Annotated in this window: 8 protein-coding genes; all 8 read left to right on the top strand. The window is 57.2% G+C overall.

What is annotated here, in order from left to right:
• The first annotated feature begins 44 nt into the window (after nucleotides 1-44).
• The 8 genes from PLH32_03320 (at nucleotide 45) to PLH32_03355 (ending at nucleotide 18,880) form a co-directional block, all read left to right on the top strand.
• Nucleotides 45-1,268, top strand: coding sequence for an IPT/TIG domain-containing protein (locus PLH32_03320; GenBank protein ID HQJ63618.1), 1,224 nt, complete (start codon nucleotides 45-47; stop codon nucleotides 1,266-1,268).
• A 159-nt stretch (nucleotides 1,269-1,427) separates the two neighbouring features.
• Nucleotides 1,428-3,845 (top strand): FlgD immunoglobulin-like domain containing protein, encoded by a 2,418-nt coding sequence (locus PLH32_03325; GenBank protein ID HQJ63619.1) that lies wholly within the window; start codon nucleotides 1,428-1,430, stop codon nucleotides 3,843-3,845.
• Nucleotides 3,846-4,115: 270 nt separating this feature from the next.
• Nucleotides 4,116-7,142 carry a TonB-dependent receptor gene (locus tag PLH32_03330; protein HQJ63620.1) on the top strand — a complete coding sequence of 1,009 codons (3,027 nt, stop codon included), beginning with the start codon at nucleotides 4,116-4,118 and terminating at the stop codon, nucleotides 7,140-7,142.
• Nucleotides 7,143-7,172: 30 nt separating this feature from the next.
• Nucleotides 7,173-9,326, top strand: coding sequence for a fibronectin type III domain-containing protein (locus PLH32_03335; protein HQJ63621.1), 2,154 nt, complete (start codon nucleotides 7,173-7,175; stop codon nucleotides 9,324-9,326).
• Between the two features lie 63 nt (nucleotides 9,327-9,389).
• Nucleotides 9,390-12,431 carry a TonB-dependent receptor gene (locus tag PLH32_03340; protein HQJ63622.1) on the top strand — a complete coding sequence of 1,014 codons (3,042 nt, stop codon included), beginning with the start codon at nucleotides 9,390-9,392 and terminating at the stop codon, nucleotides 12,429-12,431.
• A gap of 17 nt (nucleotides 12,432-12,448) precedes the next feature.
• Entirely contained in the window at nucleotides 12,449-14,611 is a 2,163-nt protein-coding gene (locus tag PLH32_03345; protein HQJ63623.1) for a fibronectin, read from the top strand.
• An 87-nt stretch (nucleotides 14,612-14,698) separates the two neighbouring features.
• Nucleotides 14,699-17,782 (top strand): family 10 glycosylhydrolase, encoded by a 3,084-nt coding sequence (locus PLH32_03350; protein HQJ63624.1) that lies wholly within the window; start codon nucleotides 14,699-14,701, stop codon nucleotides 17,780-17,782.
• A 12-nt stretch (nucleotides 17,783-17,794) separates the two neighbouring features.
• Nucleotides 17,795-18,880 (top strand): glycosyltransferase family 9 protein, encoded by a 1,086-nt coding sequence (locus PLH32_03355; protein HQJ63625.1) that lies wholly within the window; start codon nucleotides 17,795-17,797, stop codon nucleotides 18,878-18,880.
• Nucleotides 18,881-18,886 lie beyond the last annotated feature (6 nt).

Raw genomic sequence — 18,886 nt, forward strand, 5'->3', positions numbered from 1 at the left:
TCACTGAACGTAGATCCATTGATCCTTAGATGAGGACGTTTGATATGGGAAAGAGAGTTTTCATTGTACAAGCGATCATCCTGGTGGCTGCCTTGATGCTCGTGCTGGCGGGGTGTGAAAGTAATGACTATCCGCCCAGCTTGTATGATCCCAACGCCAAGACCAGTGCTGCGGCGGTCATCACCGCAGTGGATCCTGCCAGTGTCGCCCTTTCGGGCGTGACCCTGATTACCATCACGGGAAGCAATTTTTCGCCGGTGAAGGAGGACAACATCGTCTACTTCAACGCCGAGAAGGGAACGGTGGTGGAGGCCTCGGCGACGCAGTTGAAGGTCCGTGCGCCGATTTACGTCTCCGACTCGATTGCTATCCGCATCGCGGTGAAGAATGCCGAGCTCTTCAGCAACAAATGGCCCTACAAGCTTGAGGCGGCACAGGTGAATCTCCTCACTTTTACGCCTGCCGAGATCCCCTATGGCATCGCGACGGATACTGACGGCAACGTTTATGCCTCGCTGGTGGTCAGCAATGCCGGCGCCGGCGTCAAGATTATCACCCCGGGCGCTGATAAATATGTGGACTATGCCCCAAAAGGCGGTGAGACCTTCTGGTCGGCTATGAAGATGGGCCCGGGCAAAGTGCTCTATTGCGCGCGTAATCTCAAGGGCATTTTTACGATCGCCGCGGCAGCGGCCAAACCGGCAACCTTCGTCTCCTCCGGTCTGGGCACGATCTATGATCTGGATTTTGATGCCAACCACAACCTCTGGGGCGTGGGCAACAACACCGACATCTACCGCATCAAACCGGACAAGAACATTACCAAATTCCCCTTCACCGCCAACCTCAAATCGGTGCGGGTCTACAACGGCTATCTCTATGTCGCCGGCAAGAAGGATAATGCCGACAAGGTCTGGCGGTTCCCCTTCAACGGTGAGGATCTCGGCGCTGTTGAAGAGTATTTTAATTTTTCGGGCAAGGTGGGCGGCGGCTACGGCGTCTACTGTATTACCTTTTCGGCGGATGGCTATATGTACGTCGGTACCGATGCCCCGGAAGCCATCTTTTTGGTCAGCCCCACCGGTTCCTATGAAGCGCTCTATCCGGGCCAATTCTTCCCCAAGACGCTGCTCTTCGCCTGGGGTCCGGGATCCAATCTCTATATGACGCGCGAGCAGGTGCTGGAAGGCGACAAAGTCAAGTATGCCCAGACCATCATTCGCATCAATACGCAAAAGGAGAGTGCGCCTTATTACGGTCTGCAATGACCGGGCGACTTTCCCGCAGATTGTAGTATTCCATAATAACTGGAAGGTGTTCAACTCCTTCCCGGCAAGGAATTGACTCTGAAAGGAGGGTGATCGGCAGAAACAACACGGCAGCACGCTAATGGTAATTCTGTACAGTTGTTCACAAAGGAGGTTAGCATGAAAAAAATGTTAGTGTTCGCCTTTGCGCTGCTTCTGCTCACCGCCGTGGCCGCATCGGCTGGCTGGGAGTTCGTCCGTAATTTTCCCAACAATGACTTTAAGCCGGCCGGTGGTATGGGCTCGCACGGCATCATCGTTGACCGTGAAGGCAAGGTTTGGCTGCAAATGTATGGCGCCACAACAACGATTACCAAGGCAAATGGTACAACCGGCAATACCCGGCAAATCTTCTGCTTCTATCCGGACGGCACCCCCACGCCCTGGAGCGGCGCGAACCTGGTCACTGGCTTTGGTCAGACCGACACCCTCTACAATTCGCATCGCGGCTTGGGCATGGACCATGATGGCAACATCCTCTGGACCGCCTATCCCTACATTTACCGTTTCAACTACAAAACCGGCGAGTTGATGCAGCGTATCGTGCCGCAGAAACTGACCTCGTACTGCGCGCCGGTGGCGGACGCCGATGGTGATATCTACCTGGGCTACGTCCTGCCGGGCAACCCGGTAGAGACCTACGGCGCCGACGGTTCCTACCTCGGCAATGTGACCGATTCGCAGGATGGCTATGGCCGCACGATGGCGGTCACGGATGACGGTCTCTCCGTTTACGTTCCGAGATACGATAAAAAGTTTCTGCTGCGCTACACCCGTCCCGACAAGTTCAGCCCCTTCGCGGTTCCCGATACCCTCTGCCGCGGCGCAGCTACGGCTTCAATGAACTGGAACTACGCCACCGGCAAGCTGTGGCTCGATGGCGGCAACAACGATGAAGCCCCTTCCGGCGGCCGCTACAAATCGATGACCTGGTACGAGATCGATCCGGTCACTTTCACCCCGACGGACAGCATCCAGTGGAAGACCAATGATCCGACCCAACCGGCTGGCGAAAAGCCGCGCGGCATCACCTTCACCGTCACCGGCGACACCGCATACGTCTCCTGTTTCGGCGCGGATTACTATGTTCCGGCGCAGATGTTCGTCAAGACCGCAGGCGGCGATGTCAACGTCACCTTCCGCATCAACATGGGCGTTCAGCAGCAGTATGGCAATTTCAATCCGGCCACCGACAAGGTCGTCATCCGCGGCAGCTTTAACGGTTGGGCGGGTGATGCGGATGAGTGCCTGCCTACGGCTGAAGCGGGTGTCTACGCACTGACCAAGACCTTCCCGGCGGCCCAGGTGGGCACAGATATTGAATACAAGTACGTGCTGATGCCCGGCGATCGTTGGGAGAGCATCGACAACCGCAAGCTGACCATTCCGGGCGCCTCCAAGGTCCTGGATATGGCTTTCTACAACAACATTGACAAGTACACCGAGACCAAGACCGCGAACGTCACTTTCCAGGCGGATGTGACCGATATGCTGGCCAAGGGCTTCAACCCCGCCACCGATGAGATCCTCGTCCTCGGCGGCTTCAATGGATGGGCCTACAATGATGAGTGGATCGCTCAGCCCGATCTGGTGGTCCCGACGCTTTACACGGTCACCCATGCCATCACCGACATCGCCGGCACGACCCAGGGCTGGAAGTGGCGTGGACGTCCGGCTGAGAACTTTGCCGACAACGGTTGGGAAGGCGGCGACAACCATACCTTCACCTTCACCGGTGAAGACCTGGTGCTTCCGGCCTTCAAACCGAATGTGACCCCGGCTGGCAAGAAACTCTCCCAGGAAGTCACCGTGACGTTCTCGGTTGACACCAAGGGCGCCAAGGATTACTTCAACAAGAAGGCTTTCCCGACCGTCGAAAAGGTCGTCCTCAACGGCGATTTCGCTCCGTTGGGTACCGGCGGCTGGGCGGGCTGGGGTGTCGCTGATATCGGCAGCACCCTGATCTCGATGTTCGATGATGGCACCAATGGCGATGCCACTGCAGGCGACCAGATCTGGACTGTTCAGGTCAAGTTCCCGGCCGGCTCCACCGCCTCCCATTATTACAAGTACGGCATCTACTCCACCGGTTACACCGACACCCTCAATGCCGGCACCACGCCGATGGACAACGAAGCCGGTATTGCCATGAACCATGTAGTCACCATCAGCGATGCCAACCCGGTCTTCGTCGTCCCGACCGACAAGTTTGGCTCGCAGTGGGTCAAGGTTGATAGAATTCCGACCAGCGGCCTGCCGGCGGAGTTCACGTTGAATGCCAACTATCCGAACCCCTTCAACCCGACCACTTTCATCACCTATGATCTGCCCATGAAGAGCCATGTCCGTCTGACGATCTTCAACGCGATGGGCCAGATTGTGGCGAATCTGGTTGACGGCGAACAGAATGCTGGCAGCTACAGGGTTTCCTGGAACGGCACCAATCTGGATGGCAGCGTGGCCCCGAGCGGCATCTATTTCTACCGCCTCGAAGGCAATGGTTTTGCCAAAACCATGAAAATGACGCTGATGAAGTAAAGTCTTGTCGAAAAAGCCTGTGCGCTTGCTAGCGCACAGGCTTTTCTTTGAATGTATCATGAACTTTCATTCATCTGAAGTCAAGATACTCCCGGCCGGAAGGCGGCACATACCGCCTTCCGGCCGGGAGCACCCTTACGGGCGTTCCCCGATCAAAACACGGACATACTGCTGGTTTCCCTGGACCGGGAGGGCATTTTGATAGCTCCTCCACCCCTATCGGTCGCTGCATCATCGCCCAATCATGATTATTTTTGAGGTGAGGGATCTATGCGACGAGCGCTGCTTTTTATTCTGATGGTTCTCACAGCGGGGACACTATTTGCCGGAACAACGGGCAAGATCACCGGAATTGTCACCGATGCCGAGAGCGGGGAAACCTTGCCGGGGGTCAACGTCACCATCCCTGGCAGCGGATTTGGCGCCGTGACGAATCTGGAAGGCCGTTTTCTGATTCTAAACATCCCGCCCGGGACCTACGATCTCAAGTTCAGCCTGATGGGCTATGCCACCGTCACGCTGCGCGTGGTGCGCGTGGAAATTGATCTGACCACCCAGGCCGACATTGGGCTCAAGGCGGAAACCCTGCAAGGGGAGGAGGTAGTCGTTGTCGCCAGCCGTCCCCTGGTGGTGCGGGATATCTCGAATAGTCAAATGAGCATCGAGGCAGCCAAGATTGAAAGCATGCCGGTGGAGACCGTGCGTCAGGTTCTCAGTCTTCAGGCCGGCATTCAGTCCGGCCGTGAAGGCATCCTCGTCCGCGGCAGCAGCGCGGGTCAGACGGCCTTTATGATGGATGGCGTCTCGCTCAATGACGAACGCTCCAACATCCCCTATACCGCCGTCGGCTTCAGTGCCGTCAAGGAGATCAATGTGCAGACCGGTGGCTTCAACGCCGAATACGGCAATCTGCGCGCCGGTCTGGTCAATGTAATCACCAAGGAAGGAGAATCGGGACGATTCAACGGCGCCATGATCCTGCGCTACAGCCCGCCGGCCGCCAAGCATTTTGGCCCTTCGATCTATGATCCCTACTCTTACTTCAATAGAGTCTACATGGATCCGGCGGTCTGCTACACGGGCACAAATAATGGCGCCTGGGATGAATTCACCCGCCGGCAGTACCCTAGCTTTGACGGCTGGAACGTTTATTCGGAAAAGACCCTCCAGGACAAAGATCCCAGTAACGATCTGACGCCGGAAGGCGCGCGACGTCTCTACGAATGGCAGCACCGCCGGCAGGGGGATATCAAGAAACCGGATTATATCGTCGATGGCACTTTGGGCGGTCCGGTACCCTTGATCGGCACCCGATTGGGCCATCTGCGTTTTCTGGCCACCCACGTCCGGGAACAGGATATGTTCATCTTTCCCCTCTCGCGCGACAACTACGGCGAGAATTACACCCGGCTCAAACTCACCAGTGACCTCAGCCCCAAAATGAAACTGATCCTCTCGGGTTTGTATGGGGAGGTGCATTCCGTTTCGCCCTATAACTGGACGACGCTGCCCAACGGTCGTGTGCTGCGCGACCAGAGCGAGATCGCCGATCAGCTCACCGCCACGGAGGGACGGGCCATCCTCTACATGCCGGGGTATTTCAGCCCGAGTTCGATCTATCGCCAGGTCTACAGCGCGCAGTTGACCCATATGGTCAGCACCCGGACTTTTTATGATCTTTCGCTGCAGTATAACCTGAGCCGCAACAATACCTACAAGACCTCGGATCGCGATACCGCGCGTATCTACCAGCCGGTTCCGGGCTATTACGTCGATGAACTGCCCTACGGCTATATGGGCTACAGCGCGCCGAGCATCAACGGCGATCGCATGGGCGCTTGGATGAATCTCGGCCGGGATAAGAGCGTCAACGCGACCACCAATTTCAAACTGGATTTGACCAGCCAGTTCAACCAACGCAACCAGGTCAAGACCGGTGTGCAAGTCGTCTATAATGACTATAATATCCGGTCGTTTACCGAGAGTCCCGCACTTCCCGATGGCTGGAGCCGTACCATGTTCTACCACGTTTTTCCCTACCGCGTCGGGGTATACCTGCAGGACAAGCTCGAGTTCCAGGGATTCATCGCCAATCTCGGTGTGCGCATGGATTACAGCGACCCCAATGGCACCTATCTGGTCCTGGACGACTTTGACGTGAACCTCGGCAAGGGGTTGGGTAAAAAACTGCTGCAGACCGTCCGCAAGGCAGACGCCAAATCGTCGATGCTGTGGAGCCCGCGCCTCGGGGTTTCGCATCCGATCACTGCGAACTCCAAGCTATATTTCAACTATGGGCACTTCACCCAGGAACCCTCATCCGCCAACCGCTTCATGCTGCAGCGCGAGCAGAACGGCTCGGTGACTTTTCTGGGCAATCCCAATCTGCAACCGGAAAAAACAATCCAGTATGAACTGGGCTATTCGCAAAATCTTCTTGACCTCTTCTTGCTGAACATTGCCGCCTATTACAAGGATATCACCAACCAGCCCGGATGGATCAATTACATCAATGTCAACAGCACGGTGAATTACAGCAAGGCGGCCAACAACAATTACGCGGATATCCGCGGGTTGGAATTGACCCTCAACAAGACAGCGGGCCGCTGGATTTCCGGCTTCATCAACTATACGTATGATGTCCGCTCCAGCGGCTATTTCGGCCTGCTGAGCTATTATCAGGACCCGGCGCGGCAGCGGGACTATCTGGCCCTGAATACCTATCAATCCAAACCGCGGCCGCAGCCTTATGCCCGTTTCAACCTGGATCTGCACACGCCCAAGGACTGGGGCGGCAAGGTGCTCAGCGATATCAACCTCAACTGCCTCGGCGGCTGGAGCGCAGGCGCCTACGATACCTACAATCCCAACGATCTGGCGGGCATCCAGGATAACGTCCGCTGGAAAGACACCTACTACCTCGACATGCGCCTCTCCAAGCAGGTGAGCGTTTCTGGCCTGCAGGTGCAGCTTTATGTGGATGCCAGCAACATCTTTAATTTCAAGTTCCTGAACTATGCCGGCTTTTCCGACAGCTATGATTATGAATTCTATATGCAGTCGCTGTGCTTCTCCTGGGAGAAGGGCGACAACAAGGGGAGCGACCGCATTGGCGATTATCGTCCCGATGATGTCGCTTATGATCCACTCGAGGCCAATCCGGGCAATGACCCGGCGATTTCCGCCCGCAATGCCAAGCGCAAGGAGAAGAAATCCTACATCGACAATCCCAACATCGAGGCTCTGACGTTCCTTAATCCCCGTGATATCACCTTTGGTTTAAAGTTGAACTTTTAACCCGGCAAACGGCAGAGGAGCGATTAACTCATGAACAAGAATTCCACATTTCTGTCGATCATCGTCGGGGCGCTGATCTGGCTGACGCTGCTGCAAAACGCCTCGGGGCAACTGCTGGGCACCGAGCGTCGCTATGTCCGCGTCGGTCCGCTGCAGAGCTTTTTCCAGTCGTATGGACGCGAGCGCGCCTTCAATAACGCCTATTATGAAGGATTGATGTGGCCAGCCGACTATTCCTATCAGGACAATGCCGTCATCAACTGTATCTGGATGGGTTGCCGGGAGTTTAAGAACAAGAATGAGAAATATTACGAGAAATATGCCTTTCCCATGGCTACCGACGAAAATGTCGGTCTGGCGATATTCCCGCTTGAGATCAAACAGATCGCCAAATTCGCTCCTCCCTCGATCTACGTGGATGGCAGCGATATTACCGCGATCTATGCAGGGGACGTGGATGAGATTAACCCCGACCAGGCTGCCGATCGCGTCATCATCAATCGCATCAACACCTCTATGGGCCTTTCGATGACGCGCGAGATCTACTATTTTTCGCAGCAATACCACGATAACTATTTCATCAAGGTCTTCACGTTCACCAATACCGGCAACACCGATTTCGATGACGAGGTCGAGTTGACTGCACCCCTTAAGGGGGTTCGTATCAGCACCGGGGTGCGTTACAGCGTTTGTAGGGAGGGGGCGATGATGACCAGCGGCACCCAGCAATGGGGCCAGCAGAGCTGGGTGACCCGACGCGGGGAGACCTACGCCGCCCATGCCGGTGAGACTCTCACCGAAGCGAACGGCCCTGTGGACTGGCTGCGCTGTAATTTTGCCTGGGCCGGGCAGAAAAAGGAGATTGCCTGGGATTGCATCGGCGCTCCGGATGTCAATCGAGACGGCCGTTTGTGCGCTCCCCAGCATGCCGGCAATGTCATCCTTCATGTCGACAAAAGCGGAGCCGACAAGGCGGATGATCCGGCCCAGCCCCTGCTGAATGGATGGCATGGCGCTGATGCCCAGAGTTTTTTCTCGACAGGATTGATGACCGACAACGATCTGCCGCTGATGGCCAAGTTGTATGACATGACCGCCGGCGCAGCCCTGGGCGGCCTCGGCGGCAATGAACGCTTTGACGAAAAATATCTTGCTTCCGCTCCCGATGCCTTCACAGTGCATGGAGATGCCGGCGGAACCCATATGTGGGTGTGCTATGGGCCCTGGGATCTGGCGCATGGCGAAAGCATCACTATCGTTGAGGCGGAGGGGGTGGCGGGATTATCGCGCGAGCAGTGCGAACAGATCGGCCGACGTTGGAAAAAGGCCTACAACAATCCCAGTGATATGGGGCCCTTCACGCTGCCCGATGGCTCGACGACCACCAGCAAGGATGAGTACAAGGATAAATGGGTTTACACCGGCAAGGATTCTATTCTGCTCACCTTCAGCCGGGCCAAACGGAATTTTGATTCCGGCTTCAAGATTCCGCAACCGCCGCTTCCTCCCTCCTATGTTGAGGTCAAATCGGGTGGTGACATGATCAGCGTCTCCTGGGGGCCGAGCGTTTCCGAAAGCGCTGGCGGCTTTGGCGGATACAAGGTCTACCGCGCTATCGGACGTCCGGATACCATCTACTCCGAAATCTACAGCGGTGGACCCGGGACCTATGTCTACAATGACAAGCGAGCAGTGCGCGGGCAGGCTTACTATTACTATGTGGTTGCCGTCAATGACGGATCGAATAATGCCGACGGCCGCTATAACCCAACCGGTCCCCTGCACAGCAGCAAGTTTTATGGGCTGGCGAGCCAGCCAGCCTATCTCTCTCGGCAAGCGGGCGCGAATCTACAGGATATCCGCGTCGTCCCCAATCCCTACGATATCCGCTCGCGCAAGCTGCAGTATGTGGGCGAGGATGACAAGATTATGTTTCTCAATATCCCCGGTCACTGTACCATCCGGATCTATACTGAGCGAGGCGATCTTATCGATACCATTCACCATGAAAACGGCAGCGGCGACGAGCGCTGGAACTCGATCACCTCATCACGGCAGGTGGTGGTCTCCGGCGTCTACATCGTTCATTTCGAGGTCACTCAGGATTATCGGGACAGCGTAACCAACCAGCTCCTTTACAAAAAGGGAGAGGGCACATTCCGCAAATTCGTGATCATTCGCTGAGCAAGGTATCGTTCCGACCGTACGCACGTTTAAGGGCATTATGGACTACAGGAGAGAAGCATTATGTCAAGACTTTTAAAAGGGAGCCTGATTCTTGTATTCAGCCTTGCCTGCGGGCTATTAGCCGGGACCACCGGCAAATTGACCGGCACGGTGACGGATGCCGAGAGCGGGGGGCCGCTTCCTGGCGTCAATGTCGTCATTGAAGGGACCAGCTATGGCGCCGTGACCAACATCGAGGGGCATTACACCATCATCAATCTTCCGCCCGGGACCTATGATCTCCGTTTCTCGATGCTGGGGTATGCCACGTATCAGGTTCGCCAGGTGCGTGTCGAGATCGACCGTACGACGGAGGTCAATCGTACTCTGAAGAGCCAGGCCATCGAAGGCGAGAACGTAATCGTCGTGGCTCAGAGGCCGGTGGTCAAACGCGATGTCTCCAGCAGCCAGACCAATCTCGAGGCCGCCGCAATCGAGAATATGCCGGTGCAGACCGTGCGTGAAGCGTTGGTCCTTCAGGCGGGCATCCAGAAAGGCAGCGAAGGCCTGCTGATCCGTGGCGGGGCCGCTAATCAAACCGGCATGCTGCTGGACGGGCTGTCGCTGAATGATGAGCGCTCCAATATTCCCTACGCCGCACTCTCCATGAGCGCGGTCAAGGAGATCCAGATCCAGACCGGCGGATTCAGCGCCGAATACGGCAATATCCGCTCCGGGCTGGTCAATGTCATCACCAAGGAGGGCGATGCCGCCCGCTACAATTTCACCGCCAATTTGAATTACAGTCCGCCTGCAAGCAAGCATTTCGGGCGCTCTCTGTATGATCCGATGTCTTATTTCAACCGGGTTTATATGGATCCGGCGGTTTGTTACACCGGCACGAACAACGGCGCCTGGGATGAGTATACCCGTAGCCAGTACCCCAATTTCGACGGCTGGAAGTCGGTCGCCGACAAAACCCTTCAGGATGCCAACCCCGCCAATGATCTCACCGCCGAGGGCGCCAAGCGGCTCTATGAATGGCAGCACCGCCGCCAGGGCGATATCACCAAGCCCGACTATGTGGCGGATCTCGGCTTCGGCGGACCAGTTCCCCTGCTAAGCCAGTTCGGGCGAACCCGTTTCTTCCTCAGCCACTTCCGCGAACAGGAAATGTTCATCTTCCCGCTCTCCCGCGACGGCTATAACGAGAATTATACCCAGCTCAAACTAACCTCAGATCTCTCGAAGAACATGAAGCTGATGTATACCGGGCTCTACGGCGAAGTCTACTCGGTCTCCCCATACAACTGGACCACGGCGCCGACCGGGTATGTGCTACGCGATCAGGGCGAGATCGCCGATCTGCTCAACAGCACCGACGGCCTCGCCATCCTTTATGTGCCGGCCTATTACAGCCCCACCGCGATCTATCGTCAGATGCACGGCTTGAAATTGACCCATATGCTCTCGCCGAAGACCTTTTATGAATTTACAGCGGAATATCAATACAACCGCACCAATACCTATCAGATGAGCCTGCGGGATACCGCCAAAACGCATCAGATCATGCCCGGCTATTTTGTTGACGAGATGCCCTATGGGTACTGGGGATATGGCACCAACAGCATCAACGGCGACCGTATGGGCGGATGGATGAATCTGGGTCGCGACAGGAGCGTCAACACCACAACCAACATCAAGCTCGACTTGACCAGTCAAATCGCCGCGCGCCATCAGATCAAGACCGGCGCCCAGGTGGTTTATAACGACTATGACATCAACTCCGGGACCGTCAGTCCCTCCATGGACACCTGGAACCGCTCCATGACCTACCATGTCTTCCCATTCCGTATCGGTGCCTATGTTCAGGACAAAATCGAGTACCAGGGCTTTGTCGCCAATTTGGGGTTGCGCATGGATCAGGTCAATCCCAATGGGGATTATATGGTCCTCGATGCCTATGACGTTAACCTGGGCGCGGGGTACGGCAAGGAGATCACCAGCCACGTAGCGAAGGCTAAAAGCAAGTCACAGACCTACTGGAGTCCGCGCCTGGGCATCTCACACCCGATCACCGACAACAGCAAACTCTATTTCAACTATGGCCATTTCCGGCAGGAGCCTTACTCCTCCTACCGGTTCCGGTTGCAGCAGGAGCGCAGCGGCTTGGTCACCTATCTTGGTGACCCCAACATGGTCATGGAAAAGACCGTCTCGTATGAGCTGGGCTACTCGCAGAGCCTCTTCAGCAGTATGCTGCTGAACCTGGCGGCCCATTACAAAGATGTGAGCAACCAGGCGGGTTGGGTTTATTACCACAATTTCAAGGGTACGGTGGATTACTACAAGGCGGAGAACAACCGCTATGAGGACATCCGCGGCTTTGAAGTAACGCTGACCAAGCAGAGTGGTGATTGGCTCACGGGTTTTGTCAATTATACCTATGAAGTCTCGACGCGGGGATATTTCGGCTTGGTTTCCAATTATGAAAACCCAAATGAGCAGCGGGCTTACCTGCGCGAGAATCTCTATCAGGAGCGGCCGCATCCCCGTCCCTACGCCCGCGCGAACCTCGATATGCATACCCCCAAGGGATTCGGGCCGGAGATCTCCGGCCTGCATCCCCTGGAATCCTTCAATATCAGCCTGCTCGGAGACTGGCGGGCCGGCAGCTATGTCACCTATAATCCCAACAACATTCCCGGCGTGATCGACAATGTGCGCTGGAAAGATCAGTTCAACCTCGATTTGCGCCTGGCCAAGTCGATTCGTATTGCACGCCTGGAGAGCCAGGTCTATCTGGATTTCACCAATGTGCTCAATCTCAAGTATCTCAATTATGCCAGCTTTGCGGATAACTACGATTATGTGGACTATCTTGAATCGCTCAATTTCAGCTGGGAGAAGGGGGATGAGAAGGGGAGCGACAAGATCGGCGATCTGCGTCCGGAAGGGACGAAGTATGAGGCTCTCGAACTCAATCCCTATAACGACCCGGCCATCAGCGCGCGCAACAAGGTTCGCAAGGAGAACAAGAGCTATATCGACAACCCGAATGTCGATTCTCTCTGGTGGCTGAATCCCCGTGATATCACCTTTGGCATCAGGATCAACTTTTAATCGTACGAGGAATTCAAATGACAAGAACCAAGCACCCCCCAATGCCTGGAATCAAGGGGATCATCCTCACCCTGATGCTCTCCGGAATCTGGGCAGCGGCACTTTCCCAGGTGGTTTCAACCGACCGGCGCTATATCCGTATCGGCGAGTTGCAGAACCATTACACCGCCTACGGTTCGGACCGCGCCTGGAACAATACCTATTATGAAGGGCTGCGCTGGCCGGCGGGCTATTATTATCAGGACAACTCGGTGATCCGCCGCCAGTGGATCGGCTGCACGAACTTTACCAATCCGCGCGACGAGCATTTCGAGAATTTTGCCATCACCTTTTCCGAGGGCAATGTCGGGACCGCCTTGTTTCCGGTGGAGCTGAAGCAGATCGCCAAATTCGCACTGCCCGTCGTCTATGTGGACGGCATTGATATCAGCGCTCCCTATGCTTCTGATGTCGATGAGATCGATCCCTCGATTATCCCCGACCGCATAGTGATAAACAAGGTCAACACCCTGATCGGATTGACCATAACCCGCACCATTTATGCCTTCAGCCAGCAATATCACAATAATTACTTCATCCAGACCTGGACGCTGGAGAACACCGGCAATGTGGATTATGACGACGAGATCGAACTGACCCGGCCGCTGACGGGGGTCCGGTTCAGTTTTGGGGTCCGCTATTCGGTGTGCCGGGAGGGAGCCAGTCCCATTGGCGGGGCCCAGACCTATGGCAAATTCAGTTGGGTTACCAGACGCGGCGAAAATTATGCCGAGCACTATGGCGAAAAAATAACCGAAGCCAACCCCATAGTCGACTGGATCCGCTGCGGTTTTGAATTTGCCGGTCAGAATCCGGTCAACGCTTTTGACAATATCGGAGGTCCCTACCTCTCCAAAAACGGCCGCCTGGCCGCCCCGCAGCACGCGGGTGTGGCGATTCTCCATGTCGACAAGTCGGCCAGCGATCACAGCGACGATCCGGCGCAACCCCTGAAATTGGGGTGGCATGCGGGCGATTCTTACCCGGGTGTCACCAGCTACACCAAGGAAGGGGAAGTATCGATGGGCATCCTCTACAACGTGATCAGCGGCAATCCCTACATGGGACTGGGCGGTACCAACCGTTTTGATGAAACCTATATGGCCACCCACCCTGATCCCTCCACCGTACACAACGACGGCGGCGGCACCAACCTCTGGGTGTGTTACGGCCCATGGGATCTCCAGCACGGCGAATCGGTTACCATTGTCGAAGCCGAAGGCGTCTCCGGGATCAACCGGCAGCAGTGTGAGACCATCGGCGCCCGCTGGAAGAAGGCCTATCTCGATCCGGCCGACAAAGGGCCTTTCACCCTCCCCGATGGCAGCACCACCAACGACAAGGATGTCTACAAGAACAAGTGGGTTTTCACCGGCAAGGATTCGATCCTGCTCACCTTTGGCCGCGCCAAACGGGCGATGGATGCCCAGTACAAAATCCCTCAACCGCCACTGCCTCCGCCCCTGGTGGACGTCAAATCGGGCGGCGACCGCATCACCATTTCATGGACCGCCAGCCCATCGGAGGGAGATGCCGATTTCGCCGGTTACAAGGTTTTTCGCGCGGTCGGCCGCACCGATACCGTCTTCCAGGAGATTTACAGCGGCAGCAAGGAGATCCACGCCTTTGCTGATGTCTCGGCCATCCGCGGCATCTCGTACTATTACTATGTTTCCGCGTTCAATGACGGCAGCAAGAACACGACCGGCGAGTGCAATCCAACCGGTCCGTTGCTGAGCAGCCGCTATTACACCCAGACCACCGAACCAGCTTATCTGCGCCGGCAGGCGGGGCAAACCCTGGAGGGGATCCGTGTGGTTCCCAATCCCTACAATATCCGCTCCCGCGCACTGCAGTTTGGCACGGTGAACGATCTGGACAAGATCATGTTCTATGACATTCCCGGCCATTGCCGGATCCGGATCTTTACGGAGCGGGGGGATCTGATCAACAGCATCGAACATGAAGACGGCAGCGGTGATGAGAGCTGGAACTCGATCACCTCATCTCGTCAGGTGGTGGTCAGCGGCATCTACATTGTCCACTTTGAAGTCACAGCGGATCAATACGATTCGGCCACCAATACGCTGCTCTACAAGAAAGGCGACACCGCCGTTCGCAAGCTTGTCATCATCCGTTAACTTCAGCTGGGTAAAACCGCTGCGAAGATTCTGCCGCAGGGCGGCCGCAGCGGTTTTTTTTGCCCTGAATCCTTATTGAGGCGTGAAATGAAACGAAACAGCATCATCGTTCTGGTACTGATCCTTTTTTCCGTTCTGCTCGCTGCGGATAACACCGAATTCCGCGCCACATGGGTCATCACCTGGGAAATCTATGGCGGCCACCAGCCGGTCGAGACCGTCAAGGCGCGCATCCGCAAGATCCTTGATGATCATCAGAAGGCCAACATGAACGCAGTCCTCTGGCAGGTTCGCCAGGGAGGCACCGCCTATTATAGTTCTCCTTTTGAACCCTGGGGTGCTTACCTCGACGCAGCCGATCCAGGATTTGATCCCCTGGCCTATGCGATTGAGGAGGCCCATAGCCGCGGCATGGAGCTGCATGCCTGGTTCAACGCTTTCAACGTCAGTTCGAGCACATCCGGTGCGGCGGTGCAGAAGCATCCCGAATGGGTTTGCCGCAACAGCAGTGGCGAGCCCATGAGTTCCGACCGCTGCTTCTCACCGGGCCTTGCCGCAGTGCGCGACTATACCGTCGCTGTGGCGATGGATCTGGTCCGCCGATATGACATAGACGGCCTGCATCTCGATTACGTGCGCTGGAACGAGTATTCGGGCGCAACCGCACTACAGAAGGAGCCGGCGCGGCCACGGCTGGATGGCCAGATCAGCGAGTCCGAACTCGCCGACCTGCAGGCCAATATGGCCTCGCGTTATCTTTATGATATCGACCATCCTTACAGCGCGGGGGTGCCGTCCGGATTCGCCTCCTGGGAAGAGTGGTGGCGCTGGTCGGTCACTGAATTCGTGCATACCCTGCACGATTCCGTCCAGGAGGCCAAGCCCTGGGTCCGTCTTTCGGCCGCGGCGCTCGGAAATTACAACTGGGGCGGCTGGCAGGGCTATGGTACGGTCTATCAGGATGCAGCCCTCTGGTTCAACCGCGGTTACATCGATCAGCTGGTGCCGATGCATTACCACTGGACTACCGGGGCCGGTTTTTACAACATGTTGACCGGTTCCTCCGCCAGCTGGGGGACCTATATTCAGGAGGGGATCGCCGCCGGTCGGCTTTTCAGCGTCGGCCCGCCCTCCTATATCCTCAGCGAAAACCGGATTATGGACCGTCACACCGAGATCGCTGCATATTGCCGTCTGGTTCCCTGGGTCGACGGGTTCCAGTTCTTCAGTTATGGTTCCTGGGAGGATAACCTCTTTTTCAAGGAAGCCGCCGCGAGTTTCTTCCCGAACAAGACCAAGGTCCGTGCGGCCAAATTTCTGTCCGATGTCGTTCCCGCGGCCCCCCTGCTCACGGTGAATCGCGTCGATTCGCTCACATACCAGGTGACGGTCACCCTGCCCGCCGGCTCGATCGCGCCCGGGCGCATTGCCCTGTATCGCCTCGAAACCAATGACCCTCATCCAGAACGCGATGCCATCCGCCAGATGCTCTGGTGCAACGGCAGCATCAACTACACCGACCATTTTGATGGCTTACAGGATCACGCCGGCTCGTTTTACTACTATGCGACATTCCTGGACCGGTTCTGGAACGAATCCCTGCCCTCGGAAGTCGCCGAAGCCGGACCGGTGCCCTCCTTTGCGCCGCAGGTTTCCACCACAACCCCCGCTGACGGCGATACCGTTCATGTCGGCGATGACCTGGTACTCGTCTTCAGCAAGGGTATGGATTCTACCTCGGTGGCGGCCGCTCTCAGCTTCACGCCCGCGATTGTGGTAGGCAAGATCTCCTGGAGCGCTGACTACCACATCATGACCCTGCAGCCGGCGGCACCCCTTTCGTTCGCTACGACCTATACCCTGAACCTGAGTGACGCCGCCAGCGATCGCAACGGCACTGCGCTGGATGGCGATGCCGACGGAGCCGCGGGCGGATCATTTCAAATACGTTTCACGACCGATGCCCGTGATCTTAACGGCCCGGAACTGGTCGCCCTGTACCCAGCCGGGCCGGATGAGCCCATGCCGGTTGAAGGGGTGATCAACCTGGTGTTCAATGAACGGATCCTGCCCGCTTCCATAAAGGATTCCACGATCCTTGTTACCCTGGACGGGGTGCCCGTGAAATCGATGTGGTCCCATGTGCCTGTAGGAAACCGCTCCGTGCTTTCGATCCAGCCGGCCAAACCGCTCGAGATCAACACCAACTTTCATCTGCTCCTTAAGCCGACCCTCAGCGACACCTCCGGCAATAGCATCCCGCAGCCTATCGATCTGGATCTGACGACGCGGGGTGAACGTACGCTGAAAGAGGTGACCATTGAGAAGTTCTTCGGCGCCAGCAACTGGAAGGATCCCGGCTACAGCGGCTCCACGGTGGGCACCATTGCCGCCAAAACCCTTTTTGAAATGGACCGGACGGTCTATCTTCCCAATTCCCTTGGAACGCAAAAATATTCCGCGGCCCTGCGCTATCAGTGGGATACCGCAGCAGCCGAGCACCTGTGCCGCGTCTATCTCGATCCGGCAACGACCCCGGCCACCGTCTTTTTCGACACGACCTATACTCTGCAAATTCAGGTCTTTGGCGACGGCAGTGGCTCGCTGCTGCGTCTGGCGATCGATGAGGTGCCTGCCAAGAACACCCTGCCGGAGGTGACCCAGTGGGTTAAGATCGATTGGTACGGCTGGCGGTTGGTGGAATGGAAGCTGAGCGATCCCGGCGTGGTCGGCTCCTGGCTGGCGACCAATGGCATGCTGGACGGCAACAAATTGACCATTGACAGTATCCAACTGGCGCCGGCGGCTGGATCGGCTGTCAGTGGATCGATCTATCTGGACAACTTGGTGGTCGTTCTCAAAACTACCAACCCGACGGCAGTGGAGCAACCGGAGGTGACCCTCCCCGCCCGGTTCATACTGGAACAGAATTATCCCAATCCCTTCAATCCGGTTACCTCCATCCGCTTTGAACTGCCGCAGGCGGGCACCGTACGCCTGGCGCTCTATGACCTGCTCGGACGCGAAGTCGCGGTGCTGGCGGAAGGCATGTACACTGCCGGGCGTCATGAGATCCACGTCGACGGCCGCTCCCTGAGCTCCGGCACCTATCTCTATCGTCTAAGCCAGGGCGGCCATACTCTCGCACGCAAGTTGCTGCTGCTCCGCTGAAGAGGGCCGTCTGTGTCTGCGAAAGAAAAGCCCGACACCGCCGTCTGGAGCGGCCCACCGATCGTTCCGGGGCCGCTCCGCGCCATCCTGGTGTCGCGTCTGCGTTTCATGGGGGATATCATTCTCACCACCCCGCTGCTGGCGGCGCTGCGGCGACATTATCCAGAGGCCCGCATCGGCTATCTGGCGGAGGCCCCCTACCATCATCTGCTGGAGCATCATCCGGCTGTGGACGAGCTTTATTCCTTCCGGCGCGGCGATGAACGCAGCCAGATCGGCCTGATCCGCCGCCTGCGGCGGCATCGGTGGGATGTGGCGATCGACCTCTTCGGCAATCCGCGCTCAGCCATGCTGCTCTATCTAAGCGGGGCGCGCCGGCGCATCGGCGGCGATTTCCGCGGCCGGCGTTACCTCTACACCCACCGCATCCCCGATCCGGGCGAGCGGATGACAGCCATCGCTTTCCACCTGAGTTATCTCGCCCCGCTCGGCATCACCGGAGAGCCGCTGCTGCCCGTCATCACCGTCACGCCCGGGGAAAAGGTGGAGGCGCGGCAGTACCTCGAAGACCGGGGATACGATCTGCAACGGCCGGTCATCGGCCTGCATCCGGGCGCCACCTGGCCGGCCAAACGCTGGTTTCCCGAGCGATTTGCCGCTCTCGCCACCCGCTTGCACGAGGCGAAGATGCAGACTCTCTTCACGATGGGGCCGGGCGAGGAGCCGATCATCGATGCGGTTTACCGGCTGCTGCCCTTCCCGCTGGCGCGGCCGGAACCCCTCCCCTTGCGGCGCTTCGCCGCCCTGCTGTCTCAGTTGCGGGTCTATGTCAGCAATGACTGTGGGCCGCTGCATCTCGCCCCCGCCGTGGGCACCCGGACGGTCGGGATCTTCGGCCCGGGCGAACCCGACATCTGGTTCCCTTACCCGGCCGCGGTGGGCCATCGCCTCGTCTATCATGCTCTGGATTGCAGCCGCTGCCACCGCGACCTTTGCCCCGACATGGCTTGCATGCGGGCGATTACCGCGGAGGAGGTCCTCACGGCCGTCCAATCGGCCCTGGCACACCAGGAGGCCGGAGCGAGGGCAGAGCCATGATTCGGC

The sequence above is a fragment of the bacterium genome, from assembly GCA_035419245.1.
In the GTDB taxonomy this organism is placed as follows: domain Bacteria; phylum Zhuqueibacterota; class Zhuqueibacteria; order Residuimicrobiales; family Residuimicrobiaceae; genus JAKPUX01.

Bases quoted from the DNA above. Each gene is read 5' to 3' on its own strand.
- PLH32_03350 (HQJ63624.1), top strand. From the start codon at position 14,699: ATGAAACGAAACAGCATCATCGTTCTGGTACTGATCCTTTTTTCCGTT.
- PLH32_03330 (HQJ63620.1), top strand. From the start codon at position 4,116: ATGCGACGAGCGCTGCTTTTTATTCTGATGGTTCTCACAGCGGGGACA.
- PLH32_03325 (HQJ63619.1), top strand. From the start codon at position 1,428: ATGAAAAAAATGTTAGTGTTCGCCTTTGCGCTGCTTCTGCTCACCGCC.
- PLH32_03320 (HQJ63618.1), top strand. From the start codon at position 45: ATGGGAAAGAGAGTTTTCATTGTACAAGCGATCATCCTGGTGGCTGCC.
- PLH32_03345 (HQJ63623.1), top strand. From the start codon at position 12,449: ATGACAAGAACCAAGCACCCCCCAATGCCTGGAATCAAGGGGATCATC.
- PLH32_03335 (HQJ63621.1), top strand. From the start codon at position 7,173: ATGAACAAGAATTCCACATTTCTGTCGATCATCGTCGGGGCGCTGATC.
- PLH32_03340 (HQJ63622.1), top strand. From the start codon at position 9,390: ATGTCAAGACTTTTAAAAGGGAGCCTGATTCTTGTATTCAGCCTTGCC.